The 26,436-nt window shown below is 68.5% G+C and carries 23 protein-coding genes and 1 pseudogene; 13 read left to right on the forward strand and 11 right to left on the reverse strand.

The genetic code is table 11. The annotated features are described in order from the left end of the window. The first annotated feature begins 104 nt into the window (after positions 1–104). Positions 105–449, forward strand: a complete 345-nt coding sequence (locus RR3_RS15015; RefSeq protein ID WP_225222958.1) for a DUF427 domain-containing protein — start codon at positions 105–107, stop codon at positions 447–449. Positions 450–459: 10 nt separating this feature from the next. Here the strand turns inward: RR3_RS15015 and RR3_RS15020 are convergent, their stop codons facing one another. From RR3_RS15020 to RR3_RS15035, 4 genes are all read right to left on the reverse strand, one after another. Beyond that, entirely contained in the window at positions 460–1,563 is a 1,104-nt protein-coding gene (locus RR3_RS15020) for a CapA family protein (protein WP_064066478.1), read from the reverse strand. Positions 1,564–1,613: 50 nt separating this feature from the next. Further along, positions 1,614–2,945: a GGDEF domain-containing protein gene (locus RR3_RS15025; protein WP_064066479.1), complete on the reverse strand. Its 1,332-nt coding sequence runs from the start codon at positions 2,943–2,945 to the stop codon at positions 1,614–1,616. Between the two features lie 57 nt (positions 2,946–3,002). After that, positions 3,003–4,556, reverse strand: coding sequence for a succinic semialdehyde dehydrogenase (locus tag RR3_RS15030; protein WP_010595939.1), 1,554 nt, complete (start codon positions 4,554–4,556; stop codon positions 3,003–3,005). Positions 4,557–5,295: 739 nt separating this feature from the next. Continuing rightward, entirely contained in the window at positions 5,296–5,745 is a 450-nt protein-coding gene (locus tag RR3_RS15035; RefSeq protein WP_010595938.1) for an ATP-binding protein, read from the reverse strand. 283 nt (positions 5,746–6,028) lie between these two features. Here RR3_RS15035 and RR3_RS15040 point away from each other — a divergent pair, with 283 nt between their 5' ends. Together RR3_RS15040 and RR3_RS15045 are read left to right on the forward strand one after the other, a co-directional pair. Then, on the forward strand, positions 6,029–6,751 hold the full coding sequence (locus RR3_RS15040; RefSeq protein WP_064066480.1) for a GAF and ANTAR domain-containing protein: 723 nt from the start codon (positions 6,029–6,031) through the stop codon (positions 6,749–6,751). Positions 6,752–6,801: 50 nt separating this feature from the next. After that, positions 6,802–7,212 (forward strand): hypothetical protein, encoded by a 411-nt coding sequence (locus RR3_RS15045; protein ID WP_234420151.1) that lies wholly within the window; start codon positions 6,802–6,804, stop codon positions 7,210–7,212. A gap of 380 nt (positions 7,213–7,592) precedes the next feature. Here RR3_RS15045 and RR3_RS15050 read toward each other — a convergent pair whose 3' ends face one another. Continuing rightward, complete coding sequence (locus tag RR3_RS15050) at positions 7,593–8,237, reverse strand: helix-turn-helix domain-containing protein (RefSeq protein WP_234420150.1); 645 nt, start codon at positions 8,235–8,237, stop codon at positions 7,593–7,595. A 176-nt stretch (positions 8,238–8,413) separates the two neighbouring features. Here RR3_RS15050 and RR3_RS15055 point away from each other — a divergent pair, with 176 nt between their 5' ends. Further along, entirely contained in the window at positions 8,414–9,130 is a 717-nt protein-coding gene (locus RR3_RS15055) for an endonuclease/exonuclease/phosphatase family protein (protein ID WP_234420149.1), read from the forward strand. A gap of 252 nt (positions 9,131–9,382) precedes the next feature. Here the strand turns inward: RR3_RS15055 and RR3_RS15060 are convergent. Then, positions 9,383–9,663 (reverse strand): annotated as a pseudogene (locus RR3_RS15060) (type II toxin-antitoxin system RelE family toxin). Between the two features lie 41 nt (positions 9,664–9,704). Here RR3_RS15060 and RR3_RS15065 point away from each other — a divergent pair. The 8 genes from RR3_RS15065 to RR3_RS15105 all read left to right on the forward strand — a co-directional run bounded on the left by RR3_RS15065 (position 9,705) and on the right by RR3_RS15105 (position 20,026). Next, positions 9,705–11,303 (forward strand): flavin-containing monooxygenase, encoded by a 1,599-nt coding sequence (locus tag RR3_RS15065; RefSeq protein WP_234420148.1) that lies wholly within the window; start codon positions 9,705–9,707, stop codon positions 11,301–11,303. A gap of 29 nt (positions 11,304–11,332) precedes the next feature. Next, a complete protein-coding gene (locus RR3_RS15070; protein WP_064066363.1) occupies positions 11,333–12,244 on the forward strand; it encodes an alpha/beta hydrolase in 912 nt (303 codons plus the stop codon). Positions 12,245–12,359: 115 nt separating this feature from the next. Beyond that, the gene (locus RR3_RS15075) at positions 12,360–13,619 is read left to right on the forward strand and encodes an acyl-CoA dehydrogenase family protein (RefSeq protein WP_064066364.1); all 1,260 of its coding nucleotides are present in this window, start codon (positions 12,360–12,362) and stop codon (positions 13,617–13,619) included. Further along, positions 13,616–14,380 carry an SDR family oxidoreductase gene (locus tag RR3_RS15080; protein ID WP_064066365.1) on the forward strand — a complete coding sequence of 255 codons (765 nt, stop codon included), beginning with the start codon at positions 13,616–13,618 and terminating at the stop codon, positions 14,378–14,380. The genes RR3_RS15075 and RR3_RS15080 overlap by 4 nt, the downstream gene beginning before the upstream one ends. A 540-nt stretch (positions 14,381–14,920) precedes the next feature. Then, positions 14,921–16,600: a TnsB C-terminal domain-containing protein gene (locus RR3_RS15090; protein WP_064066367.1), complete on the forward strand. Its 1,680-nt coding sequence runs from the start codon at positions 14,921–14,923 to the stop codon at positions 16,598–16,600. After that, positions 16,597–17,508, forward strand: coding sequence for a TniB family NTP-binding protein (locus RR3_RS15095; protein WP_428839231.1), 912 nt, complete (start codon positions 16,597–16,599; stop codon positions 17,506–17,508). Before RR3_RS15090 ends, RR3_RS15095 begins: the two co-directional genes overlap by 4 nt. Further along, entirely contained in the window at positions 17,505–18,890 is a 1,386-nt protein-coding gene (locus tag RR3_RS15100) for a TniQ family protein (protein ID WP_064066368.1), read from the forward strand. The genes RR3_RS15095 and RR3_RS15100 overlap by 4 nt, the downstream gene beginning before the upstream one ends. Before the next feature lie 2 nt (positions 18,891–18,892). Continuing rightward, positions 18,893–20,026, forward strand: a complete 1,134-nt coding sequence (locus RR3_RS15105) for a TniQ family protein (RefSeq protein WP_072786473.1) — start codon at positions 18,893–18,895, stop codon at positions 20,024–20,026. Here the strand turns inward: RR3_RS15105 and RR3_RS15110 are convergent. Then, a complete protein-coding gene (locus RR3_RS15110) occupies positions 20,023–21,447 on the reverse strand; it encodes a recombinase family protein (protein ID WP_234420146.1) in 1,425 nt (474 codons plus the stop codon). The genes RR3_RS15105 and RR3_RS15110 overlap by 4 nt on opposite strands. A gap of 159 nt (positions 21,448–21,606) precedes the next feature. Here RR3_RS15110 and RR3_RS15115 point away from each other — a divergent pair, with 159 nt between their 5' ends. Further along, complete coding sequence (locus RR3_RS15115) at positions 21,607–22,311, forward strand: hypothetical protein (RefSeq protein WP_064066370.1); 705 nt, start codon at positions 21,607–21,609, stop codon at positions 22,309–22,311. A 309-nt stretch (positions 22,312–22,620) separates the two neighbouring features. Here the strand turns inward: RR3_RS15115 and RR3_RS15120 are convergent, their stop codons facing one another. From RR3_RS15120 to RR3_RS15135, 4 genes are all read right to left on the reverse strand, one after another. Further along, positions 22,621–23,598, reverse strand: coding sequence for an aldo/keto reductase (locus tag RR3_RS15120; protein ID WP_064066371.1), 978 nt, complete (start codon positions 23,596–23,598; stop codon positions 22,621–22,623). Positions 23,599–23,652: 54 nt separating this feature from the next. Continuing rightward, positions 23,653–24,381 (reverse strand): SDR family oxidoreductase, encoded by a 729-nt coding sequence (locus RR3_RS15125; RefSeq protein WP_064066372.1) that lies wholly within the window; start codon positions 24,379–24,381, stop codon positions 23,653–23,655. 102 nt (positions 24,382–24,483) lie between these two features. Continuing rightward, the gene (locus RR3_RS15130) at positions 24,484–25,413 is read right to left on the reverse strand and encodes a helix-turn-helix transcriptional regulator (RefSeq protein WP_064066373.1); all 930 of its coding nucleotides are present in this window, start codon (positions 25,411–25,413) and stop codon (positions 24,484–24,486) included. Positions 25,414–25,415: 2 nt separating this feature from the next. Beyond that, complete coding sequence (locus tag RR3_RS15135; RefSeq protein ID WP_064066374.1) at positions 25,416–26,297, reverse strand: aldo/keto reductase; 882 nt, start codon at positions 26,295–26,297, stop codon at positions 25,416–25,418. Positions 26,298–26,436 lie beyond the last annotated feature (139 nt).

The following is a 26,436-nucleotide window of genomic DNA, read 5'->3' on the forward strand; positions in this document are numbered from 1 at the left end:
CCGGCGCAGGGACTGTCGGGGTACCGTCGGGTCGAGGCACCCGACACGAGGAGGACCCGGAAATCTTCGTTCGTCTCCGCAACCCGTACCACCGCGTCGAGGCGCTGCCCAGCAGCCGGCACGTGCAGGTGTCGATCGCCGGCGCGGTCGTCGCCGAGACCCGCAAGCCCGTGCTGCTGTTCGAAACCCGGCTGCCCGTGCGGTACTACCTCCCGTCCGCGGACGTCGACTTCTCGGTGCTCGAAGAGACGGACCTGCACACCGAGTGCCCCTACAAGGGCACGGCCCGGTACTGGAGTTTCACCGGACCACCGGGGGCCGAGAACCTCGCGTGGTCGTACCCGGATCCCCTTCCCGCCGTCGCACCGATCGCCGGCCACGTCGCGTTCTACGACGAGAAGGTGGATCTGGTCGTCGACGGTGTGCCCGTGCCGCGTCCCGGCGGCTGACCACGCGGCCTCAGCAGGCGATCCGGATCCACGGATCGTCGTCCCCGGCCTGCAGGCGGATGCCGAAGCCGGCCGACGCCTCCGCGAGCGTCGCGCGCAACCACCGCTGCTGCGACTGCGTGACGTGCTCGAGCCGCATCCGCCGCGCCTGCACCGGCAGCATCCGCACCTCCTGCACCTCCCCCGTGCCCGCGTCGAGGGTGACGAGGTACAGCAGCCGCAGCTCGTCGTGGAAGCGCTCGTAACCGCCGATGCCCTCGTAGTCGTTGATCAGGTCGCCGCACCCGTACAGCACGGGCTTGCCGCGGTAGATCTCCAGCGGGCGCGGGTGATGGGACGAGTGCCCGTGCACCACGCCGACGCCGCCGTCGATCAGCCGGTGCGCGAACCGCACGTGCGCGTCCGGCACGGCGTAGCCCCAGTTGGAACCCCAGTGCACCGACACCACCACCACGTCGCCGGCCCCGCGGTCGGCGTCGATCCGGGCGAGCAGCTCGTCGGCGCCCGCCTCCGACACCGGCAGCAGGGCCACTCCCGGCCGCGTCGGCGTGGCGGCCCACGACGGGGTGATCCCGCTCGACACCGCACCGACCGACCACACCCGCACCCGGGACGATCCGGCGGGGACCGTCGCCGGCCGCCACGCCGCCCGGTCGTCGTCGCCCGCACCGGCGAGCCGCAGTCCCGCCGCCGTGAGGACCTCGACGGTCTCGCGCAGACCGCGGACACCGAAGTCGAGCACGTGATTGTTGGCGAGCGTGCACACGTCGACCCGCGCGACGGTGATCACCCCGACGTTCGCCGGGTTCATCCGGTAGTGGATGCCCTTGTCCGGGGCGTAGTCCCGCGACGTGGTCACGGACGTCTCCAGGTTGACGACCCGCACGTCCGGGGCGCATTCGTCGAGCACCGGCAGCGCGACGCCCCACGGCCAGTCGAAGCCCGCCGGCCGCGGGATCACCCCGCTGCGGGTCTCGGCGAGCTCGACGTAGTCCCGGGCGTCCTGCGCGTAGGACTCCCGCAACCTCGGCCCTCCGGGATGCGGGAGGATCTGGTCCACGCCCCGGCCGGTCATCACGTCCCCGGCGAGGAACAGCGTCACCGTGCGCGGCACACCTGAAAGGGTAGTCGCCGAACCGGATCCGCGCGGTCACCGAGCGGCGGTCACCGGGACACGTAACTGGGCTGTTCGGTGACGTCGCCGAGCACCACCAGCGTCGCCAGGGTGTTCTCCCACCGGATCCGGGCGGCGCCGACCGTCGCCTGCACCACGGTCCCGTCCGGCCGGCCGAACTCGCACAGCTGCCCGGTCCGGTCGTGCAGCGAGCGGACGGTGACAGACCTGTCGGGCCAGGTGCCGCCGGTGAGGACCTCGTGCAGCGGCCGGTTCTCCACGTTCCGGGCGTCGACGCCGAACAGCGTGGCGAAGCACGGATTGACGTAGGCGACGGTCCCGCCGTCGCGCACGGCGAGGATGGGGACGGGCAGCAGATCGAGGACATCCGGCAGGGGCAACGGGGCCAGCCGGTCCGGCAGTTGAGCCCAGGCCGCGGCCTTCGCCCGATACAGGTCCATGTCGGCGTCGTGGTACAGGTCCATGGGGTCGCTGACGACGCCGGCTGCGACCCCGAAGCTGACCGGCACGGGATTCGCGCGGGCCAGGCCCTCGAGCACCGCGCGCCCTTCCTCCTCGTCCGTGTCCGGGAGGACGACGAGGAATTCGTCGCCGCCGAGGCGGGCCAGGATCCCGCCGCGCGGCACCTGCTGCGCCCACGCCTCGGCGGCGTCGCGGAGCAGGGCGTCTCCCGCGGGATGCCCGTGCTCGTCGTTGAACGCCTTGAACCCGTCGACGTCGAGCAGACCGAGGCAGACCCAGGCGCCGCGGTCGCGCGGCCGCGATCGCAGTTCGAGGTCGAGGCCGGCGCGGTTGCGCAGCCCGGTGAGCGGATCTCGGGTCGCCGCGTTCACCAGCAGGCGCCCGACGGCCCCGAAGATCGCACCGGAGCCGAGCAGCGCCGCGGCGACGACCACGTAACCGACCCACAGCAGGCGCGTCGGGGCCAGGGCCGCGGCGCCGAGGGTGGCGGCGGTGAGCGTCCCGATCCACAGGACGGCCTGCCGCGGCGGCCAGAACGCCGCGAGATACATCGACAGGAACATCGAGCCCATGACGCTGATGAGGATGCGGGAGGGGTCGACGTGGAACGCGATCACCGCCGGCATCGCGGCGACCGCGCACGCGGTGGCGGCGACGATGGGGGTGCGCCCCAGACGCCGTGGCGTCCACCGCAGGATCACCAGCCCGGCGATGCCCAACGCCAGCGCCGAGGCCATGCCGGCGAAGCTGCCGGATCGCGCGACCGCTGGATCGAGCAGGGCCGCAACGATTCCTACTGCGGCGAGCCCGGTGCTGATCGCCAGGTACCACGCGAGCAGACGGCGCCGCTGGACGCGGAGATTCGCCGTCGCACCGTGCAGCACCTGGCGATCGCCCACACCAGGATTATCCCGTTCGTCGCACCGTTCGTGTCCGGCTCGGCGAAATGCCGCGGGTCACCGACCCGGCAGCCACTGCATCGCCTTGACGAACGGCGGCATCACCTTCGACCACAGCTTCGGCGGAACCCCGCGGGGTCCACCGAGATTCATCACCCGGGTCGTCGCGATCGTCTGCGGCTCGGTGTACTTGATCAGGCCCTCCGCGCCGTGGCGCCGGCCCATGCCCGAGATGCCCATGCCGCCCATCGGTGCGTCGGTGCTGCCCCATGCGGGCGCGTAGCCCTCGTCGACGTTGACGGTGCCGGCCCGCACCCGCGCCGCGATCGCCTCGCCCTGCGCCTTGGTGCCCGCCCACACGCTGGCGTTGAGTCCGTACTCGGTGTCGTTGGCGCGGCGGATCGCCTCCTCGACGTTGTCCACCGGGTACACCGACACGAGCGGACCGAACGTCTCCTCCCGGTAGCACTCGGCGTCCTCGGGAACGTCGGTGAGCACCGTCGGCTCGTAGAACAGCGGGCCGAGGTCGGGCCGGGCCTTGCCGCCGGCCACGACGGTGGCGCCCTTGGCGACCGCGTCGTCGACATGTCCGGAGACGGCCTTGACCTGGGTCTCGTTGACCATGCTGCCCATTTCGACGCCGTACTCGTAGCCCGGGCCGAGCGTCATGTTCCGCACCCGCTCGCCGAGCATGCGGATGAATTCGGGGGCGACGGACTTCTCGACGTAGATCCGTTCGATGGAGATGCACAGCTGCCCGGAGTTGGAGAAGCACGCCCGCACGGCGGCGTCGGTGACCTCACGCAGATTCGCCCCGGCGGTGACGATCATCGGGTTCTTGCCACCGAGCTCGGCGGAGAACCCGATCAGGCGACGGCCCGCCTGCTCGGCGAGGAGGCTGCCGGTCTGCGAGGAGCCGGTGAACATCAGGTAGTCGGCGTTCTCGACGAGGGCGGTGCCCACGACGGAGCCGGGTCCGGGCACGACGGCGAACAGGTCGCGCGGCAGGCCGGCCCGGTAGAGCAGTTCGACGACGGCCAGCGCGCAGTAGGGGGTCTGGCTGTCGGGCTTGAGGACGACGGCGTTGCCGGCGAGCAGTGCGGCGATCGCGTCGGAGACCGCGAGGGTCATCGGGTAGTTCCACGGCGCGATGACCCCCACGACCCCCTTCGGGTGGTAGTGCACGGTGGTCCTCGTCAGGCCGGGCAGCATGCCCGTGGCGCGGCGCGGACGCAGCAGCTTGGGAGCGGTCCGCGCGTAGTAGCGCGCGGTCAGGGCGATGTCGAGGACCTCTTCCTGCGCCGAGGCGCGAGCCTTGCCGGTCTCGGCCTGGGCCATGTCCATCAGCTCTTCGCGGTGCGCCAGCACGAGGTCGTGGTAGCGGTGGAAGATCTCGGCGCGTTGCTCGACGGAGCGGCGCGCCCAGTCGGCCTGCGCGACGCGGGCACGCTCGAGGGCGGCTCTGGCGTCGTCGGCGGTGCCGACCGGGACCGTCGCGAGTTCACGACCGGTGAAAGCTTCCACGACCGAGCGGGTGGGACGGCTCGCCGCGTCCGGGATGGCGATGAGCTCGGCCAACCGAGCGAAGGTGGCAGCGCTGGGAGCTGGCATGTCGAACCCCTACTGGTGAGTAGTTCTGGCGGTTACACCAACCTACCGTGCAGCGTGGCCCTTGTCACAGGGCGGGCTGGTCCTCTGCACACCTGTGCCGCGCGGTCGGCGCACCGAGGTGTCGAACCGTCGGCGACGTCGCGGAGGCGGGGGTCGAGTCGTGCACGCGCGGCCCCCGGACCGGCCGGCGTGTCGGATGCGGCAGCAGAGCCGTGAAGAGGACGGAGTTCGTGGGACGACAAACCCCGCCGGAGAGAGCTTGGGGCAACTCCGGCGGGGTCTGGGCCACCGTGCAGGGGGGTGACGGTGGCTGTGAGAGATCATACCGAGTGCATGACAGCACTGTGAGGGATTCGCCTGACACGACTCGACGGCGCGAGCTGCGCGCAGGCTCGATCCTGTCGCCGCCCCGGACCTGCAGACCGCCCTTCCCGTGCCCGGCTCGTGCGTCGCGGGGATGTCGTTATCCGAGTCGCCCTCCCCAGCCGCACCCGCGGGCGCAGAACCCCACGACGCCGATGTCGCGGCGGGAGCCGTCCGCAAACGACATCACCTCGGCCACGGCGACAGCGTCGGCCCCACACGCCGGGCACCGATACCCGGGCACGGACACGGAATCCGTGTCGACCGGCCACAATGTCTCCCCCACAAGGGGACCATACGCGCGTGAACAACCGGTTGGGCGGTATTTTCGACGACCCGTCGCTCGGAGGCAGTCCGTACCGAGCCTGCGCCGCAGTCAGACCGGCAGGTCCGCCTGCCAGGACATGGTGACCGTGGTGCCGGTTCCGGCGGTACTCACCCGGGTGTGGGTGGTGAGCGCCGCGATCAGCTCCAGCCCCCGGCCCCGAGACCCGGTGTGAGACGCGCGCATCCCGGCTCGCCACCGGCCGTGGTCGGCGACGGTGATCTCCAGGTCCTGCTCGTGGGCGACGAAGGTCGCATCCACCTCCACCACCCCACCGTGGACGCCGGCGTCCCGGCCGGGGTAGGCGTGTTCGACGACATTGGCCAACGCCTCGTACACCGCGGCGACGACGTCCTGGCGGCATCGGTCGTCGACACCGATGCGGGCGAGCCAGCCGGCCAGGGCGCGGCGCAGCGAGGTGATCTCTGCGGCGGTGGCCGGAGCTTGCCGATACCAGCAGACGGTGGAAGTGATCGACGGATCGAGCGGATGCCGGTGCATAGCGGTCCTCGCGGTCTCTGGCACAGTAGATCCCCGGCTGAGTGAAACCGTCGGCGAACAGGTCGACCACCGCACGACTTCGCTTTCGGGTAAGCATATTCGTTTTTCGGCACACCCTGGGAGTGGATGTCCGCGCGCAGGCGGACAGGCGCGCGAGTCGGCACCGGATCCGAGCCGGTGGTGACCGAGGCGGGCAAGCATCGCATCGACGCACCGAGACGGGTAGGTTCGAGGTGAGCGGGTCGCAGCGGCGGCCGCGGGAACCGGCCGAAGGAGGCACGCGATGACGCCTCCACGAAAGCCGGAGTCGGACGCCCTGGCCGCGGTCTATGCGGGAATGTCGGGGCTGGCGCTGTCCGAACAGACCCTCTCGAGTGTGGTGGAGTTGACCACCTCGCTGACCAAGGACACCCTGCCCGGTTCGGTCGGGGCCGGCATCACGCTGCTCGCCGGGGACGGCGCCGAGACCACGACGGCGGCGACCGATCCGGTGGTCGAGCGGCTCGACGCGCTGCAGTACGAACTCGGGGAAGGGCCGTGCCTGACTGCGCTGCGGGACCGGGTCATGGTGCGGGTCGACGATCTGGCGACCGAATCGCGGTGGCCGCGGTGGTCGGCGCTGGCCGCGGAAGCGGGAATGGGTGCCGTGCTCAGCGCCCCGTTGGTCTCGGCCGACCGCACGCTCGGGGCGATCAAGGTGTATTCGGCGCGTCCGCATGCCTACACCGACACCAGCGAGGATCTGCTGCGGCGGTTCGCCGCCCAGGTCGCCCTGCTGCTGGCAAACGCGTCCACCCTCGCCGGCTCCGAGCGACTCGGCGATCAGCTCAAGGAGGCGCTACGCACCCGGGACCTGATCGCCACCGCCAAAGGGATCGTGATGTTGCGCGAGCACCTCGGCGCGGACGAGGCGCTGCGATGGATGCTCGCGCTCGCCGAACGTGAGCGCACCCCGATGCGGGAGGTGGCCGCGGCGATCCTCGCTACTGTCTTCGAGCAGTCGTGAGTCGCGCGATGGCACACTATCCCGAGCACCGCCCCCGCCCGATGCGGAGTATGCCCGACGGTAGCGATCGCCACCGGTTCCTGGCGGCGCTACGGGCCAGTGGGTTGAGTGTCGAGCAGTTGTGGTTGCGGTATTTCGGTCTCGGTGGTGAGGCCGGCAAGGTGGAGATCGAGGCGTATCTCAGCGGATTGCTGCCACTGCCGCCGTTGCAGCACGACCTCCTCGCCCACGCGATCAACGAACGGCTCGACGAACTCGCCCCACCGCGCGCTCCGTATTCCACCGACCTGCCACCGTCGGCCGCCACCGACGGCTGTGCGCCGTCGGCGGCCCGCCCGGACGGCACCCACCCGGACCGGCACCGCCCCACCCCACGAACCGACCCCGGCCACGCCACCGATCACGACGACGGCGACCGCAACGACGGCGCCGGGAGCGACCGAGACGGATCCTCCGGATAGGGGAAAACGGACGGCGCACCTCGCAGTTCCGGCGAGGCGACCCGGGTTCGGTCGAGAACGACCCGACCGCCGACGGAGGCGGGCATGGGCGTCCCCAGCCCCCTGCGCCAGGGCGCGACCCGCCCCGTCGGCGGTTGTGACCGGGCGCGGCCACCGCAGGGAGCAGGAAGGCGGCGGACCGCCCTCGGAGCCCCACCGGCACACTCGGCGCCCGGAGCGCACCGGCGGTGCACCCAGGCGGAACACACCCACCACATCTGTTCGTTCCGGGGGTCAGTGTATTCGTCTTCGTCGGCGGCGACGACGAATACCGGGGTCCGTTCCAGCACCCGAACGATCCGATCCGGGGCCGCTCCGCCCCGGCGCCGAAGGGCGGTCGGTCACGCGGACAGGGTCTGGCTGGGGAGCCGGCCGTAGGCGGCACGGTACTGCTCGGCGAAACGTCCCGTCTTGGCGAAGCCCCAACGGGCCGCGATCGCGGACACGGTGTCACCGCCGGCCGGATCCGCAGCCAGCAGATCGCGGTGGGCTCGTTCCAGCCGCACCCGGCGCAGGTAGCCGAGCGGCGTGATCTGATGGTGGCGCAGAAAATCGTACTGAAGCGCCCGCGCACCGATCCCGGCAGCCGCGACGATGTCCGCCAGCCGGATCCGGGACTCGGCGTGAGCGTCGATGAAGGCGATCGCGCGCTGCAACGCGGCGGGTTCGCCAGGACGTGCCAACATCTTCCGGATCACCGGCGGCTCGTCGGTCCGGCCCGAACCGAGCACCGACTGCGCCAACTCCAGCAGCGGCATCCCCGCCTCCCGCGACGCCGACACCAACACACCACCGGCATCCTCGGCGGTCAGGCGATGACGTTCCATCAACACACCCGTAGCTCGCTCGACCACCACCCGGGACGCGAGCGCCTGCTCCCACCCCTCCCCCTCCCGCGTGCCGGTACCGACAGCGGAGGGCAGGCTCTGCCCGAAAGACGAATCGATCACCTCCTCATCACAGCACCGACTGCCACCATCGCGCACCCTCCCCGCACCCCGGGCTTGCCCGGCTCGATCTCTACCGAGTCACCCTGATCCATAGTGCTGTCGATCTTCGGAAGGTAACTGCCGAGACCGAACGCTCTTCGGACTCCGAAGATGGGGACATGTCACCCGTGTGGGTTGTCGGTCGTGTCGCCGCCTGTTCGTACAGTGCCCGTGTGGAGAACACCGAACTGACCGTCGCAATCTGGAACACCATGTGGGCCAACGCCTCCAGCCCCCGCGGGCAGCGCATCCGGCACGTGCTGCGCGAGGCGGATGCGGACCTGCTGATCGTCACCGAAGGCCAATGCGACCTGCTCCCCGACGGCGGTCATGTCGTCGACGCCGGTACCGACTGGGGCTACGACACCACCGCGCATCCGCTGCGCCGCAAGACGCTGCTGTGGTCCCGGTGGCCGCTCACCGACCTCACTTCCTTGCCCACCGGTGCCGGGGCCGGTCGCGTGCTGACCGCGAGCGCCGACTCCCCACTCGGCCCGATCCGGGTGCTGGCGGTGTGCATCCCGTGGGCGAGCGCGCATGTGACCACCGGGCGTCGGGATGCGACGAACTGGTCCGAGCACCTCGAATGCTGCGACCAGATCGAGAAGCTGGCGGCCCAGTTCGACCCGCGGATCCCCACGATCGTCGCCGGCGACTTCAACCAGCGGATCCCGCGGCGACGCCAACCCATCCGGGTGTTCGAGCGGCTGCTCGAAGTAATGGACCGATGGACCTTGCACACCGGCGGCGAGGTCGAGCACGGACCGTTGATCGATCACATTGCCTCCGACCTGCCCTGCACCGGTCTGCGGACCTGGGCCGGCAGTGACGAGGCCGGAAAGCTGAGTGATCACGCCGGGGTGGTCTGCACCCTGCGCGCCACCATATAGAGCCGCCCGACGCGGATACCGTGCTTCCCGGTTCCTTGCGCCGCCGTACGCGTGACCGATCGCCGCAATCCGTGAACCTCAGCCGACGCGGAGAGGAATCCTCGTGCCGAATTGCAGCCTCGGACGATCGACGATTCGGCGAACCCCGCGTCATGTCCTCGCCGCCGGCGAACACGGGCAACCGCTACGGCTACGTCCGGGGTGATCTGCACGGACCGCTGCAGCCGTGCGTAGCCCAGCCGCAGGACCAGCTCAGCGGTCTCCGGGTCGGTAGATGTGGGCGCGGGGTCGACGCCGACGATCAGGAGGACACGGTGCTCGTCGTCGACACGGAGCAGGATGCGGTAGTCGCCGCGGCGGGCGCTGCGCAGGCCCTCCAGCTCGTAACGCAGCGGCTTGCTCATCCGGTGAGGATTCTCTGCCCGCGGGCCGGAGAGGAACTCGACGACCACACGCACGATCCGTCCGGGTAGCCGGGACAGCGCTCCAGATCCGGAAGAGCCCGTACAGCGGCACCATGGGGCTATGGACATCGCGCCCGAACCCGCCGATCCCGGGTCGGGAAGTAGATGCCGTGGTGGTCGGGGCCGGGTTCGGTGGGCTGTACATGGTGCACCGGCTGCGGGAGATGGGACTGACGGTGCAGGGCTACGAGTCCGCTCCGGACGTAGGGGGAACGTGGTGCTGGAACGGCTACCCGGGCGCGCGGACCGACTGCGAGGGGTACTACTACTGCTACTCGTTCGACCCGGAGATGCTGCAGCAGTGGAACTGGACGGAGCGGTATCCCACCCAGCCGGAGATGCGGGCCTACTTCGGGTACGTGGCCGACAAATTGGATCTGCGGCGCAGTTACCGGTTCGGGACTCGCGTCGAGGCGGCGGTGTTCGACGAGGACTCCGGGCGGTGGCAGGTGCGCACCGAGGCCGGTGAGCGGACCTCGGCGACGTACCTGATCACCGCCGTGGGAATCCTCTCGGCCCCGAACCTGCCGAACTTTCCCGGCGTCGAGTCCTTCGAGGGGCAGTGGTACCACACCGCGTACTGGCCCGAGGAGGGCGTGGACCTGGCCGGCAAGCGAGTCGGGATCATCGGCACCGGCTCGACCGGAGTGCAGGCCATCCCGCTGCTGGCCGAACAGGCCGAGCACCTGACCGTGTTCCAGCGGACCCCGAACTATGTGATCCCCGCCCGCAACCGGCCCGTCTCACAGCAGGAGATGGACGAGGTCAAGGCGCGTTACGACGAGGTATGGGCCAAGGTGCGCCGGCACTGGTTCTCGTTCCCGTTCGACATGGCCAACCTGCTCGCGGGCTCGACGGACGAGGCCGAGCGCACCCGGATCTACGAGCAGGGCTGGGCAAACGGCGGATTCCCGTTCCTGTTCACCTTCGACGATCTGCTGTTCGATCCCGTCGCGAACGAGTCGGCAGCCGAGTTCGTGCGCACCAAGATCCGTGCCGCGGTCGAGGACCCGGCCATGGCCGAGTTGCTGTGCCCGCGCTACCCCTTCGGCGCCAAGCGTCCGCCGTCGGGCACGGGCTACTACGAGACGTTCAACCGAGACAACGTAGCCCTGGTCGACGTGGCCACCAACGCGATCGCCGAGATCACCCCCCGCGGAGTCCGGTTGGCCGACGGCACCGAACACGAGGTCGACGTGCTGTTCTTCGCCACCGGCTTCGACGCCTCCACCGGAGCACTGACCCGAATGAACATCGTCGGCCGCGACGGACGCGTTCTCGCCGACAAGTGGGCCCCCGGCCCGAGCACTCACCTGGGTATCGGTACGCACGGCTTCCCGAACATGTTCATGATCACCGGACCGCAGAGCCCGTTCACCAACATCCCCCCGTGTGCGCAGAACACTGCCGACTGGATCGCCGAGGCCATCGCCCACCTCCGCCGCGAAGGCGCGACCCGCATGGAAGCCACCGAGGCAGCCGAGCAGGCCTGGACCGAACAGATCACCGCCATCGCCGAACAAACCCTGCTCACCGCCGGTAAGGACGTGCACTCCTGGTTCACCGGCACCAACGTCGACGGCAAGGCCGCCGTCATCAACGTCTTCTTCGGCGGCGCCGACAAGTACATGGACATCTGCGAGCAGGTCGCCGCAGACAACTACTCCGGCTTCGAGATCACCACCACCGAGCCCGCCTACGCCCACTAACCCATCTCTAGTAATCAGGAGTACCGACGATGACGAACGACGTGCGCACCGACGCTCTGCGCGATCTCTACGGAAGCTGGGCCAAGCGGGCCGCCGACAACCCCGACATGGACCTTGCCACCATGCGCGACATCTACGAGGAAGCGCATCTTCTGGCGACCGAACCCGAGGACGTCACCTACCGCGAGGTCGACGCAGATGGCGTCAGCGCGATGTGGATCGTTCCTGCGGGCGCACCCGACAACGCCGCCATCATCTATACCCACGGGGGCGGATGTTCGGTGATGTCGATGCACAGTCACCGCAAACTCGCCGGCCACCTGGCCAAGGCGGCCGGTGTGAAAGTGCTGAACGTCGATTACCGCCGCGCACCCGAATACCCGTACCCCACCCAACTCGACGAGGCACAGAAGGTCTACCGGTGGCTGCTTGCCCAAGGGATCGAGCCGACACGCATCGCCACAGCAGGGGACTCGGCCGGCGGCAATCTCGCCACCACCCTTGTCCTGGCTCTGCGCGATGCCGGTGAACGCCTTCCGGCCGCGATTGTCGCGTTCTCGCCCTGGTACGACCTGGAACACAGGGGCACCACCCTCGAAACCAATGCCGGCACCGACGCTCTCATCGACCGGGCCGTCGTGGAGATGATGGCCCAGATGTTCCTCGGCGAGAACGGGTCACCCACCGATCCGTTGACCAACCCCCTCTACGCCGATCCCGCCGGTCTGCCGCCGATGTACCTGACCGCCGGCGGCTACGAAACGCTTCGGGACAACGCGGAACGCTTCACCGATCTGGCACGCGGCGCAGGGGTGGAGGTGACTCTGGAGATCACACCGGAAATGCAGCACGTCTTCCAGTTCATGGCTGGACGGTCTCCGGAAGCCGACGCGTCCATCGCGACGGCAGGCGCCTTCGTCCGTCGACACCTCGACCTCTGATTCATCAGCGACATCTCACACACCTACCTGTGGCCGGCGGGGGTCCGATATCGATTCGGACCCTGCCGGCCGCAGGTGCGGCCTCCGTGGTCGCCGCAGCCAGACAGGAGCCCCGGTGAGCGTCTTCGAACTCTCCGAACGCACTCAGCACTACCGAGCCGAACTGCTCGACTTCATGGACTCGCACATCTACCCCGCCGAGTCCGTCTACGACCGGCAGATGTGTGAGTCCGGAGATCCTCACTTCCAACCCCCGATCCTCGAAGAACTCAAAGACGAGGCACGGCGGCGCGGACTGTGGAACCTGTTCCATCCGCATCCGGAATGGGGACCAGGATTGACCAACCTGGAGTATGCACCCCTCGCCGAAATCATGGGTCGCAGCCACATCGCATCGGAGGCCTGCAACTGCAGTGCACCGGACACGGGAAACATGGAGGTGCTCACACTCTTCGGCACCGACGAGCACAAGCGGACATACCTCGAACCGTTGCTGGCCGGGGAAATCCGCTCCGCCTTTGCCATGACCGAACCCGCAGTTGCCAGCTCGGACGCGACCAACATCGAACTCCGGATGGAACGCGACGGTGACGTCTATGTGCTGAACGGCCGCAAGTGGTTCGCCTCCAACGCCATGCACCAGAACTGCCGCGTGCTGATCGTGATGGGAAAGACCGATCCGTCCGCGCCACCGCACCGGCAACAGTCGATGATGGTGGTGCCGATCGACGCCGAGGGTGTCACCGTGGTGCGTAACCTCCCGGTCTTCGGTTATGTCGACCGCGAGGGCCACGCCGAGGTGCTCTTCGACAACGTCCGCGTACCGAAGGAAGACCTCCTCGCCGGGGAAGGAGAGGGCTTTGCGATCAGCCAAGCGCGACTGGGCCCCGGACGAATTCACCATTGCATGCGTGCAATCGGAATGGCCGAACGAGCACTGGAGTTGATGTGTACCCGGGCGCTCACGCGCACGACCTTCGGAGAACCACTCGGCGAACGTGCCAACATTCAGGACTGGATCGCCGAGGCTCGCATCGACATCGAAATGGTCCGTCTGCTCACCTTGAAGGCGGCTCACATGATGGACACCGTCGGCAACAAACAGGCCCGAACCGAGATCGCCGCGATCAAAGTGGCCGCGCCCCGCATCGCCCTGAAAATCGTCGACCGTGCCATCCAGGTGCACGGCGGCGCCGGTGTCACCGACGATTTTCCGCTGGCCATGGCGTACGCCCACCTGCGCACACTCCGGATCGCCGACGGGCCCGACGAGGTCCACCTGCGTGCCATTGCCAAGGGAGAACTGAAGAAGTACAGGTCCGCCAGCCGGGAAGCGGTAAGGCCCGACACTGCGAAGGTCGCGGTCGTCCGATGAGCCCATACGAGTTGAAAGGACGCACCGCGCTCGTCGTCGGTGCCTCCCGTGGCATCGGATTGGCCACAGCGCAGGCGTTCGCTGCCGCCGGCGCCGACGTCGTACTCACATCCCGCTCCGCTCAGTCCGCTGACGCCGCTGCTGCAGAGGTCGGGGGGACGGCGATCGGGGTAGGCGTGCACGCCGTCGACGAAGACGGTGCCCGGCGGTGCATCGACGACGTCATCGAGCGATTCGGCGGTCTCGACATCCTGGTGAACAATGCCGGCACGAATCCCGCCTACGGCCGGATGACAGAACAGGATCATGGGCGATTCTCGAAGACGTTCGACGTCAATCTCTGGGCACCGTTGCTGTGGAGCGGTCTCGCCGCGAAAGCATGGATGGCGGACAACGGTGGCGCGATCGTGAACACCGCCTCGATCGGAGGCATGGTCGCCGAGAGGGGAATCGGCGTGTACAACGCCTCGAAGGCAGCATTGATCCATCTCACCAAGCAGCTCGCAATGGAACTCGCACCGGCGATCCGCGTCAACGCCGTGGCGCCAGGAGTGGTGCGCACCAAGCTCGCCGAAGCGCTATGGGCGGAACAGGAACAATCGGTGGCCGCGGCCACCCCACTCGGAAGGATCGGTGAGCCGGACGACGTCGCATCGGCGATCCTGTTCCTCGCCTCCGACGGTGCCCGCTGGATCACGGGCGAGACACTGGTCGTCGACGGTGGTCAACTCCTCGGAGATGCAAGGAACTTTGCAGGATAGACCGCGGCCTCGACGGTGTGCCGGATGTCATCCGGTGGGACCCGGACCGACGGGCACTACTGCGTGCCGACCTCGATGCCGCGTTCCTCCACCTGTACGGGCTAACACGTACCGAAGCCGAGCATGTACTCGACTCGTTCCCGGTCGTCCGCAAGTCCGAGGAACGAGACTTCGGCGAGCACCGCACCCGACGGCTTGTCCTCGCCGCCTACGACCGCATGACCGCAGCCATTGGCGCCGGCGGCCAGGGGTGGACCTCTTCGACCGAACAGCCCGCAGGAGAAGGCAAGAGGCACAGTCAGTAACCTGCTGGGTCGCTCAGGCGACGTCATCACCGTCGACGTGCCACCACGACCGTCCCAGTTCCTTGGTATTGAGACAGCCCATGCTCACGCGTCGAATGTGATTGTTCGAAGTCGTGTTCAGTGCTGACCTGCGGGTTCGGTTCTGGTTGAAGAGGAGTTCGATCATCGGCGTGTCTCGAACTCCGGTTCAGTAGCGTGCTTTTCGCTCGTACTCGTCTTCAGTGAGGGACAAGGGATGGCCGGGGATTCGTCGGTGGCTGACCGCGGTGTGCTGACCGCGGAGGAAGCCCGCTGGCAGGTGGCGGTGCAGCGGGCAGAGGTGATCGGCCGTCTCGCGCAATTGGATCGGGTGAGCGTGGCCGCTGCCGATGAGGCCGCCGTGGAGTTGGGGGTGACGCAGCGGCAGGTATATGCGCTGGTGAAACGGTGGCGGGCTGGTGATGGGGTGGCCTCGGATCTGCTGCCGCGCCGTTCGTCGGGTGGCCGGGGTGGTGAGCGGCTGCCGGCGGAGGTGGAGGAGATTGTGCGTTCGGTGCTGCGGGCGCGGTATCTGGCCCGGCAGCGGCGGTCGGTGGCGGTGATCTGCCGGGAGATCGATCGGGAGTGCAAGGTGCGGGGGCTGCGGCCACCGTCGCGGTCGGCGGTGCAGCGCCGGATCGGCAGGCTGGATCCGGTGAAGACCGTGACCGCGCGGGAGGGCCAGGGGGCGGCCCGGTCCCGCAGGCCCGCCGGCGGGGTGGCGCCGCCGGTGACGGGGGTGTTGGAGCGGGTGCAGATCGATCACACTCCGGCGGATGTGATCGTGGTCGACGAGCATCACCGGCTGCCGATCGGGCGGCCGTATGTGACGGCGGCGATCGACGAGGCCACCAAGTGCGTGCCTGGGTTCGTGCTCACGCTGGAGGCACCGTCGGCGATCTCGGTGGGACTGTGTTTGGCGCACATGGCGATCGACAAACGCGCGTGGCTGGAACGCATCGGAGTTCAGGCGGCGGTGTGGCCGATGAGCGGCAAACCCCTTCAGCTGTATACCGACAACGCGACGGAGTTCAAGAGCGAGGCCCTGCGCCGGGGTTGTGACCAGCACGGCATCGCGATCGGCTACCGCCCGCCGGGTGCCCCGCATTACGGCGGGATCGTGGAACGGCTGGTCGGGACGATGATGCGGATGGTCCACGAATTGCCGGGTACGACGTTTTCCGACATTCGCGAGCGCGGCGACTACGACAGCGACGCGAAAGCCGTTCTCACCCTTGCCGAGTTGCAACGCTGGATGGCCCTGGCCGTGGCCTGCTACCACGGCGAACCCCATGACGGTTTGGGCGGGCGGACCCCGGGCGGAGTGTGGGCGGAGAAGGTGGCTGCCCACGGTGCGCCACCGACGGTGACGAACGAGACGGCGTTTCTGGTCGATTTCCTGCCGGTGGAACGGAGAGCGTTGCGGCGCACCGGGTTTGTGCTCGATCACGTGCAGTACTACAGCGACGCTTTGAAGCCGTTGATCGCGCGGCGCGAGCAGCTGGGGAAGGTGGTGTTGCGGCGCGACCCGCGCGATATCTCCCGGATCTGGGCGCTGCACCCGGAGACCGGCGAGTATCTGGAGGTGCCGTACCGGACGTGGTCGCGGCCGGCGATCAGCCTGTGGGAGCAGCGCGCGGCGGTGGCCCGTTTGCGGGAGCAGGGCCGCGCCGAGATCGACGAGAACGCGCTGTTCGCGATGGTCGAACAGATGCGCCACATCACCGAGAACGCGACCGCGACAAGCCGGCGAGCGCGCCGCAACACCGAACGCCGCAACGCGGTCCCGGCACGCAGCAGGGCCCAAACCCTGCCGCCGGCACCACCACCGTCACCGGCGGGATCGGGTGCTGGACCGGTGGCGGTGGCACCGTTCGAGGTGATCGAGCAGTGGTGAGCATCGGTGAACCCCTCGACCTGTCGCATCTGCATCCGTCGGCGCAGCGCCCGGCGATGCTGCCGGATGCCGAGCGGATCCAGTACGTGCGGGCGGATCGGTGGATCGGCTACACCCGCGCGACCGAGGCCCTGGCCGTGCTGGAGGGCCTGCTCACGATGCCTGGTAAGCAGCGGATGCCGAACTTGCTGCTCATCGGTGCGACGAACAACGGCAAGTCGATGATCATCGAGAAGTTCCGCCGCGACCACCCGCCGGTCTCACACGCCGATCGGGAGGAGATCCCGGTGCTGACCATGCAGATGCCCTCGGAGCCGTCGGTGTCGCGGTTTTATGTCGCGGCGCTGGCCGCGCTCGGCGCGCCGATCCGGCCGAGGGCACCGCGGCTGGCCGAGCTGGAACAGCTGGTGTTGCGCCTGCTGCGGACCTGTGGTGTGCGGGTGCTGGTGATCGATGAACTGCACAATGTGCTCGCCGGGCGGGGAGACTCGCGCCGGGAGTTTTTGAACGTGCTGCGGTTTCTGGGCAACGAGTTGCGGATTCCGCTGGTGGGTGTCGGTACTCGGGACGCCTATTTGGCGATCCGTTCCGATCCGCAGCTGGAGAACCGTTTCGCGCCGTTCACGCTGCCGTTGTGGGAGCCCGGCGACGAGGCGTGCGCGTTGCTGGCGAGTTTCGCGGCGTCGTTCCCGCTGCGCCGGTCCTCGCCGATCGCGACTGAGGAGATGGCGTCGTACCTGCTCACCCGGTGTGAGGGCACGATTGGGGAGCTGACCGCGCTGCTGTCGGATGCGGCGATCGCGGCGATCGAGTCCGGGGAGGAGACCATCAACCAGCGAACCCTGCTGCTCGCGTCGTATGCGGGGCCGACCGAGCGGCGGCGGATGTTCGAACGCGAGCTGGCGTGAGCCCAGCGCCGCCGCGGCGCTGGCCGGTGCACCCGGCACCGGGTGCGTTGGAGTCGCTGTCGTCGTGGCTGGGCCGGCTCGCCCGCATCTACGGGGTGCCGGTGACCGATCTGCTCGGCCCGAATCTCGGTGTGCTGGTAGGCATCCGCGATGTGCTCGACGAAGACCCGCCCCCGGCGGTGTTCACCGCGCTGGCCGAGCGCACCGGTGTGCCGGCGGGGCAGCTGCGGGCGATGACGCTGCCCGGGTGGGTGCCGTGGCTGTTCGACTCCTACCCGCTGCCCGAACGCGACGCCACCGACGGTTTCTACACCTATGTCCGCCAGTATTCGGTGCTGCTGGCGCCGCGGGAGGCGCCGCGTTTCGAGGTGACCAGTCGCCGCCGCTGGCGGGGCCCGTGGATTCCGGAACGCCCGTTGCGGCGCTCGTGCCCGCAGTGTGCGGCCGGGCCCGACCCGGCCCGCGCGCTGATCTGGCAGTTGCCGCTCACGGTGAGCTGCCTCGAACACCGATGCCGACTGGCGCTGGACGCGGATACTTTCGCGGCCGAGATAGCAGGTCGGCCCAACGAGGCGGTTCCGATCTGCGGCCCAGTGGCGGCCCTGGACGGCTACACCCGTCAAGCCCTGATCGATGCCTCGGTGCGGTTGCCGGGCCGCACGGTGCATGCCGGGGTGTGGTTTCGGCTGCTGCGTTGTCTGCTCGACGAGCTCAGCCTCGCCGGTTCCACCGTCACCCGCAGCTCGCAGCAGCTTCTCGAACAGATCTGGGACGCGACCGGTGAGCCGGTGCGGGCCGGGCTGACGGTGTGGCAGCCCTACGAGAATCTGGATTGGCCCACCCAGGAGAAGCTGCTGACCGCGGCCGCGACCGCGCTGGTGCTGGCCGCCGACCAGCGCATCCAACCCCGGGGGACTCTGGCCGGATTGCTGACCGAACCGCGGCCGCAGCCCGTCTATGACGGTGACTCACCGTGGCCACCGGCCCCTACTCCTGCCGAACGGGCCGGGCGGGAACTCATGCAGGCGATGAACGCCTGGCACGCGCGGGCCCGCGTCGATGCCGATGCCGCCCGCGCGATGCTGCGGTGGCTGACCGCGCTCAATACGACTCCGGCCCACGCCATCCGGCACCGTGACGTGCTGATCGGTGAGGGTATCCCTGCGCGATTCCTGCGCGACGATCTACTGAAGTGCCCAGGACGGCGCACCTGGGACGAAACCGAAACCCTGCTGGTGGCCGAGGGATACGATCCCCGCGACGTGGCCTACGAGCTGGACCGGTGTGTCGCCGAGCCGACAGCGTTGTGCGACGTGGCCGATGAGGGCGTGCTGATCGACGAGGACGAACTCGGCCAGATCCGCGCCCGCCTGGAGTTGTGAGCGTGCCCCGATGGCCGATACACCCGCGACCGGGGCCGATCGAATCGTTGTCGTCGTGGCTGGAACGGCTCGCCACGGTCTATCAGCTGCCGGTGAAAGTGCTGCTGGCGGACCTGTGTGCCGATTCCGGGCTGAACATTCGCCGGGTCACCTCGACCTTTCCGCACCCAGCTCTGCTGGCCGCGCTCGCCGACCGCACCGGCGTTCCAGTGCCCCGGCTGGCGACGATGACCTTGTCCGGTTGGGTGCCGTGGCTGTTCGAGAAACTGTGGCCGCGCGAGTTCGAGCATCAGCAGTTGTTCGACAACTATGTGGGGCGTCAGTCGGTGTTGCTGCTGCCCGGGACCATCGACCGCGACATTGTCCGTCGCGTCAAATCCCGGTGGGACGGTCCCTGGCTGGCGTCCCCGCGCAGGCCGCGGGCCTGCCCGGTCTGCGCCACCGACCCGGACTCCGGCCGCGCCCTGGTGTGGGATCTGCCGCTGATGCTCAGCTGCGTCGCCCACCGCTGCCGCCTCGAACGCGCCGGCGCTATCGCGAATGGTGACGCCACGGTGGTCGCTGTGGACGAGACGGTCACCACGATGGACGGCTACACCTACCAAGCACTCACCACCGGTCTGGTGCGATTGCCGGGCCGCACCGTGCACGCCGGGGTGTGGTTCCGGCTGCTGCGCTGCGTGCTCGAAGAACTCTGCATGTCCCGCCTGTCGTGCAGTGCCCGCACGGGCGCGGTCCTGGAAACCATCTGGGACACAATCGAACTCTCGATGCGCGGCCGAATCGCGATGCTGGAGCCCTTCGAGTGCCTGGACCCCGAGGTCGCCGACACGCTGCTGCGCGCTGCCGCGTTGGCGCTGCGGCTGGCGGCCGAACGGTCCATTCCGGCGCTCGGGGAACTCGGGCCCACACTCGCACCGATGCCCTACCGGCCGGTGCCGCCCGGAGATCCCCCAGTGCGACCCCGCACGCCACCCCGGCGGGACCTGCTGAATCCGCCTCGCTGGTGGCCCGCCGCGCCGGTGCAGGCTGGACCACCACCAGATTGGCCACAGATCGCTCGACGTTATGCGCTCAAGCGAGGGTTCCCGGCATGGGTCTTCGGCGGGCTCACCAACGACCCCGGATCCGACTAGCTGTCGGGGTGATCCGGGCAGACAGGCCCGGCGTCGGTGACACGCCAGCGGCGCACCGCCAGCCAGCGCCGGACCAGTGCCGGGATTTCGCCGGTGTCACGGAGTTCGGTGGCGTAGACGCCGGTGAGCAGGGGACCGCCGCAGTCGCAGGCCGCGCACTCGATGTCGGCGATCGGCACGTCGCGGGGGCGGCACCGGTGGCAGTGGCGGGCCTCGATCAGGCCGCCGTCGTCGGCCGGTTCGAGCCAGACGACCTTGATGTCTTCGAGGAGTCGCCCCCGTTCGGAGGTCTCGCGGGCGGTGTAGCCGCAGGCGTCGTTCGAGCAGACCGCGGGCGGCGGATCGGGCAGGTTCATGCGGGCGGTCTGCTTGAGCCGCCACGCCAGATTCGGCCGCTCGCGCGCGAACTCGCTTGTGCTGGAGTCGGTTTCAGCATGTTCGCCGGCGGCGTTGTCATCGGCCGTCGGTAGCGGCCGGATCGGATCCGGCTCGGGTACGAGGCAGACCAGGCCGGTCGGCGCCGCCTCCGTCACCACCGCGCTGGAACCGCCCGGGGAAACAGGTCGCCCGTCGATGGGATCACCGGCGGGGACACCGAGGGTTTGCGGTGTGGCGGTTGCGGTTTCGGTGATGGCCGACACGACATCTGGTGCCGGGTCTGCCTGGTCGACCACGACGGTGGCCGGTGCACCGGCTGTCGGGAGTGGGTCGGCGGGCCCGGAGTGGGGCCGGGTGCCGATGCTGTTCTTGTCGAGGTGGCCGTAGAGGGTGCCGCGTTTGACGCCGAGGATGTCGGCGATCTGCTGGACGGTGTGTCGGCCCTCGTCGTAGAGGCGCTGGGCCTGTTCGATCTGGTGGACGGTGAGCTTGGGCCGCCGGCCGCCCTTGCGGCCGCGGGCGCGGGCGGCTTCGAGTCCGTCGCGGGTGTTGGCGACGATCAGTTCCCGCTGGAACTCCGCCAGCACCGACAGCATGCCGAACATGGCGCGCCCTTCGGCGGTGTCGGTGTCGATGCCCTGTTCGAGCACCTTCAGCCCGATGCCCCGCTCACGAAGATCGGCGCCGAGGTTGACCAGGTGCAGCATCGACCGGCCGAGCCGGTCCAGGCGGGTGATGACGATGGTGTCGCCGCGGCGGGCGAGGGTGAGGACGAGATCGAGTTTCGGTCGCGATGCCTTCGCCCCGCTGGCAGTATCGATATGGATGTCGCCCGCCTCGACCCCGGCGCGCCGGAGCGCGTCGATCTGGTGGGCGGGGTTCTGCTCGGCGGTCGACACCCGCCCGTAGCCGATCAACATGGTGTCGAAAATTGCTGAAATCGGGTTTGCCGACGTTGTTTCCCGGCGCGGGTTTTCGACACTCCTGTCTTGGGGTTTTTCCCGCTCACGCGCGGTTGTCGGCAAATGATCGTTTCCCGACAACCATCATTCGGACCGAACATGCTCCCAACCAGGTTCGCGCCGAAGCCACTGCATCAGTACGCATCTGGTTTGATCTGGTTCAATTCATCGTTTGCCACCTGACTTTAATCGATGGAACACTATGAATACCGCACCAGGTCTACACGAGGAGTGTGCTGCATGGCCGTCCGGTTCAAGCTCGGTTACTACTCACCAGTCTCAGACGACCCGCTGAATCGAGATTACGTCGGTTACTTCCCGCGTTTGACCGAAGAGGAGGCATGGACAGCAGGCCGAGGCGTATGGAAGGCCAACAAGGAACGCCTGTCCCGGGAAAAGTTCGCCCTGATCATCGGTGATGGCCGGGTGTGCGCCGTTGCCGAGATCCACGGCCTGTCCGTCCATGAGGATCGGGTCGCCGTCGACGGCGAGGTGCTGATCGAAGGTCACCCGGTCCGCGACGCCTGGATCGGCAAACCCGATCCGGTGGTCAACGCCTCACAGAACCCGGTCGGCTACTGCGACCTCCCGGAAGAAGCCGAGTTCCGCGAACGTCCCTGCGGCTGTGGGTGCGGCGAGATCAGCACCCGCGATTTCCTGCCCGGCCACGACGTGCGTGCCTTCCAGGACCGGGTACGGCGCATGTTCGCCGGATCGGCCCTGGAGTTCATCCACTGGGTCGACCACATGGCCGGCGAGCACGGCCTGCCCGTCCTCGCCGTCCGATCGCGCCCCGCCGGTGGCGCGGGTTGCCCGGCGACCGACGGTGAGCCGCCGAGTCCGGAGACTGGCGATCCGGTGCCGAGTGACCCGGGAATTCCCTACGCCGCTGTGTACGATTCGCCAGATTCGTTGTCCAGCAACGGATCTGGTGGAGCTTCCTGAGAAGATCGGCGGGAGGCCGCGGTCCCGTCACCCCCTTCGGGACAGCGGTCGAGGGGGCCCCGGTCTGTGGTTCCGGGGCCGCCCGTTCAGCTCAGCAGCCGCCCGTAGACGGCGCGGGTGTTGCCGAGCCCCTTGAAATCGTTGATCACCGATACCCCGTCGATGATGTGGTCATCGGCTTATTGGCGAACCCCAGCGTGATCCACACGGCGGTGTATTCGGCTTCTGCTTCGCGAGCGCGGTAGAGGGAGGCGATGCTGAAGTTTCCGCAGCGCTCGGGCGTGCCGGCGAGCGGATGGTTCGTTCTGTTCAGCGTTCGAGCATGCGGCGCCCGGCTTCGGTGTGGGTGTCGCCGGCGGCTGGAGGGAGGTTGGAGAGTTTGGTGAGGGCGTCGTCGGGGAGGTGGAGGCTGTCTGCGGCGGTGTTTTCCTCGACGCGGGTTACGCGCTTGGTGCCGGGGATGGGGGCGATGTCGTCGCCCTGGGCGAGTAGCCAGGCGAGGGCGACCTGTGCGGGCGTGGCGCCGACGTCGGCGGCAATGGCTTGGACTTCGTCGGCGAGGGCGAGGTTGCGCCGGAAGTTGTCGCCGGTGAAGCGGGGGTTGCCGCGGCGGAAGTCGCCTTCGCCGAAGTCGTTCTCGTTGCGGACGGTGCCGGTCAGGAAGCCGTGGCCGAGGGGAGCGAACGGAACCAAGCCGATGCCCAATTCGCGCAGGACGGGCAGAACGCGGTCTTGGATTCCGCGGGTCCACAGCGAGTACTCCGACTGCACGGCGGTGATGGGGTGAACGGCGTGGGCGCGGCGGATGGTGTCGGGTCCGGCTTCGGACAGGCCGATGTGGCGGATCTTGCCTTCGGCGACGAGTTCGGCCAGGGCGCCGACGGTTTCCTCGATGGGAGTGTTCGGGTCGACGCGGTGCTGGTAGTACAGGTCGATGTGGTCGGTGCCGAGGCGCTTCAGGGATCCTTCGAGGGCGGTGCGGACGTTGGCTGGACTGGAGTCGAGGGTCCATGCCCCGGCTCCGGAATGGGAGACGAGGCCGAACTTGGTGGCCAGGACAACCTGGTCACGGCGTCCCTGGAGGGCTTGGCCGAGGAGTTCTTCGTTGATGTAGGGGCCGTAGATCTCGGCGGTGTCGATGAGGGTGACGCCGAGATCGATGGCGCGGTGCACCGTGCGGATGGATTCCGCGTCGTCGGTGCCGGCACGGGTCAGGCCGTGGGACATGCCCATCGCGCCCAGACCGATCCGGGCGACGTCGAGGTTGCCGAGTTCGATGTGTTTCATTAGTCGGATTCCTCCTGACAGATAAGGGTTTTCGGCCTGGCCCGGTCAGTGGGGTTAGCCGAGTTGGTCGGCGGGGCGGAGCAGGATTTCGTTGATGGCCAGGTGGCGGGGGCGGGCGAGGCTGAAAGCGATGACTTCGGCGATGTCGTCGGGTGTGACGGTGGCGGCGTCGTAGCCCTTCTGCACGGCTTGCCGGGTTTCTTCGTGGGTGATGTGGGTCGGTAGTTCGGTGTCGACGACGCCGGGCTCGATGAGAGTGACCCGGATGCCGGGCAGCAGTTCTTGGCGCAGGGATTCCGACCAGCCGTTCATGCCCCATTTGGTGGCGGCGTAGCCGCCGTTTCCGGCGCGGGCGGTGCGTCCGGCGACGGAGGAGAGGTTGACGATATCGCCGCCGCCGGATTTCAACTGGTCGAGGAAGACCTCGGTGGTGGTGATCGCGCCGAGCAGGTTGACTTCGATCATGGTGCGGTAGTCGTCGTGCCGGTCGGGGGAGAACGGGCCCAGGAGCATGACCCCCGCATTGTTGATCAGGACATCGGCGCTACCGAGTTCGGTTTCCACTCGCTGGGCCGCGGCCACGAGTGCGTCGCGGTCGGTGACGTCGGCTCGGATCGCGACTGATCCGTTGTCGAGTTCGGCGGCGAGAGCCTGGATGCGATCCAGGCGGCGGGCCAGAAGCGCGACGCGATAGCCGTCGGCGGCCAGGGCGCGGGCAGTCGCCGCGCCGATGCCCGAGGACGCGCCGGTGATGACCGCGACGCGGCCGCTGTTGTCGCTCATGGTGACTCCGTTCGTCGTGGGGTGCAGTCGATCGGGTCGGTCGTGATCGCGGGACGGCGGCTTGTTTGTGCGATCGGACCCGCCGACGCCTCGCGCGTCTGTTCAGCTGTTGTCGGATCGTCTCGCGTGTTCGGTGTGGGCCACGGTTTCGTGGCCGGTGCCGGTGGTGCTCCGGTGCTGAGCGGCCCAGCTGGCGAGGAAGGACAGCTGTTCGGATGCGGGGCTGTCGGGTGCGGCGCTGTAGGCGATGATGACCAGCCCGTCACCTGGTAGGTGCAGGGCGTCGCCGGTGAGTTCGATGTCACCGACCAGCGAGTTGTGCAGGGTTTTGCGGGTGGTGTGGTGCAGTCGCACGTCGTGGCGGGCCCAGCGGGTACTGAATTCGTCGCTGCGCGTGGTGAGTTCACCGATCAGGTCACTGAGCGCGCGGTCGCCCGGAGAACGACCGGCTTCGGTGCGCAGCGTGCTGACGATCTGGTCGGCCATGGTCTCCCAATCGCCGAAGAACTCGCGGGAACGGCTGTCGAGGAAGACGAATCGGGCGAGGTTCACCGGCAGGGCGCCCGGGTCGAGGATCCCGTCGTAGAGGACGGTGGCCAGGGCGTTGGCGGCGAGAATGTCCATGCGGGCGTTGCGGACATAGGCGGGTGTTCCGGTCATTCCGGCCAGGATGGCGCGCACGTGCTGCCGGACCGGATCACGCGGGGTGCGTGCGGTTTTCGCTGTTCGTGTCCGGGCGGCGGTGGTCGCGTTGGCGGTGCGCGCGAGATCGTGCAGGTGGGCTCGTTCTGCGTCGTCGAGGCGCAGCGCCCGCGCGAGAGCCTCGAGGACCGAGTCGGATACCCCGCGCAGGTTGCCGCGTTCCAGGCGTGCGTAATAGTCGACGCTGATCCCGGCAAGAGTGGCGACTTCCTCGCGGCGCAGACCGGTCAGGCGGCGCTTGTCGTCGGAGGCCGGTAACCCGGCCTGGGCCGGGGTGATCCGGGCTCGCCGGGTGGCGAGGAAGTCGTGCACGTCTTTGCGGTGATCCATGATCAGGCTTCGTCGATGTCCCGGGAAAAGGCTTCGAGCGTGACCGCTTCGGGTTCGGGGCCGCCGCGCACGCCTCGGTCCAAGCCGCTGATCGCGGCCAGCTCCGCGGTGGTGAGGTCGAAATCGAAGATGTCGAAGTTCTCGGCAATCCGATTCTTCTTCACCGACTTCGGGATCGCGGAGCGTCCCTGTTGCAGGTGCCAGCGCAGCATCACCTGGGCCGGTGACTTGCCATGGGCCTGCGCGATGGAGGCGATGGTGGGGTCGTCGAAGGTGCTGGCGCCGGTGCCCCGGTAGCTGGTGATCCCGCCGATCGGTGACCACGCCTGCGTGAGAGTGCCGAGCTCGCTGTCGGCGGCCTGGACGTCGGGTTGGGTGAAGAAGGGGTGGACCTCGATCTGGTTGACTGCGGGGGCGATAGTGGCCTCGGTCATCAGTGCGTCGAGGTGTTTGCGCATGAAGTTGCTGACCCCTATGGCGCGCACCCGGCCGTCGGCAAGCAGCTTCTCCAAGGCCCGGTAGGCGGCGAGGGTGCGGTCGAAGTTGCCGGGCAGCGCCTGGTGCAGGATGAACAGGTCGATCTGCTCGACGCCGAGCTTGCCGGCGCTCTTGTCGAACGCGTGCAGAGTCTCCTCGTAGCCGTAGTCGGAGATCCAGACCTTCGTCTCGACGAACACCTCTTCACGCGGGAGCCCGGAGCGTCGCAGGGCTTCGCCGACGCCGCGCTCGTTGAAGTAGGAGGCGGCGGTGTCGATGTGACGGTAACCGGTCTCCAACGCCGCCAGCACCGCGTCGGTGGTCTCCTCGGGCGGGGTCTGGAACACCCCGAACCCGAGAGCAGGGATCTGCACGCCGTTGTTGAGAGTGAACGTCGGGACGGTCATCGGTACCGGTTCCTTTCGAGGCGATTACGCGGGGCCAGTGGTCGGTCTCGCCGGGCGGCGAGAAGGTGGTGCACCTGTTCGCGGTGGTCCACATCGATGACGCTACGTCGATCGTGGCCGAGGGTGGAAGGTACTGCCA

Source organism: Rhodococcus ruber NBRC 15591, from assembly GCF_001894945.1.
Classification (GTDB): Bacteria; Actinomycetota; Actinomycetes; order Mycobacteriales; family Mycobacteriaceae; genus Rhodococcus; species Rhodococcus ruber.

Bases quoted from the DNA above. Each gene is read 5' to 3' on its own strand.
- RR3_RS15035 (WP_010595938.1), bottom strand. From the start codon at position 5,745: ATGCACCGGCATCCGCTCGATCCGTCGATCACTTCCACCGTCTGCTGG.
- RR3_RS15135 (WP_064066374.1), bottom strand. From the start codon at position 26,297: ATGACCGTCCCGACGTTCACTCTCAACAACGGCGTGCAGATCCCTGCT.
- RR3_RS15130 (WP_064066373.1), bottom strand. From the start codon at position 25,413: ATGGATCACCGCAAAGACGTGCACGACTTCCTCGCCACCCGGCGAGCC.
- RR3_RS15070 (WP_064066363.1), top strand. From the start codon at position 11,333: ATGACGAACGACGTGCGCACCGACGCTCTGCGCGATCTCTACGGAAGC.
- RR3_RS15090 (WP_064066367.1), top strand. From the start codon at position 14,921: ATGGCCGGGGATTCGTCGGTGGCTGACCGCGGTGTGCTGACCGCGGAG.
- RR3_RS15120 (WP_064066371.1), bottom strand. From the start codon at position 23,598: ATGAAACACATCGAACTCGGCAACCTCGACGTCGCCCGGATCGGTCTG.
- RR3_RS15040 (WP_064066480.1), top strand. From the start codon at position 6,029: ATGACGCCTCCACGAAAGCCGGAGTCGGACGCCCTGGCCGCGGTCTAT.
- RR3_RS15045 (WP_234420151.1), top strand. From the start codon at position 6,802: ATGCCCGACGGTAGCGATCGCCACCGGTTCCTGGCGGCGCTACGGGCC.
- RR3_RS15030 (WP_010595939.1), bottom strand. From the start codon at position 4,556: ATGCCAGCTCCCAGCGCTGCCACCTTCGCTCGGTTGGCCGAGCTCATC.
- RR3_RS15125 (WP_064066372.1), bottom strand. From the start codon at position 24,381: ATGAGCGACAACAGCGGCCGCGTCGCGGTCATCACCGGCGCGTCCTCG.
- RR3_RS15080 (WP_064066365.1), top strand. From the start codon at position 13,616: ATGAGCCCATACGAGTTGAAAGGACGCACCGCGCTCGTCGTCGGTGCC.
- RR3_RS15115 (WP_064066370.1), top strand. From the start codon at position 21,607: ATGGCCGTCCGGTTCAAGCTCGGTTACTACTCACCAGTCTCAGACGAC.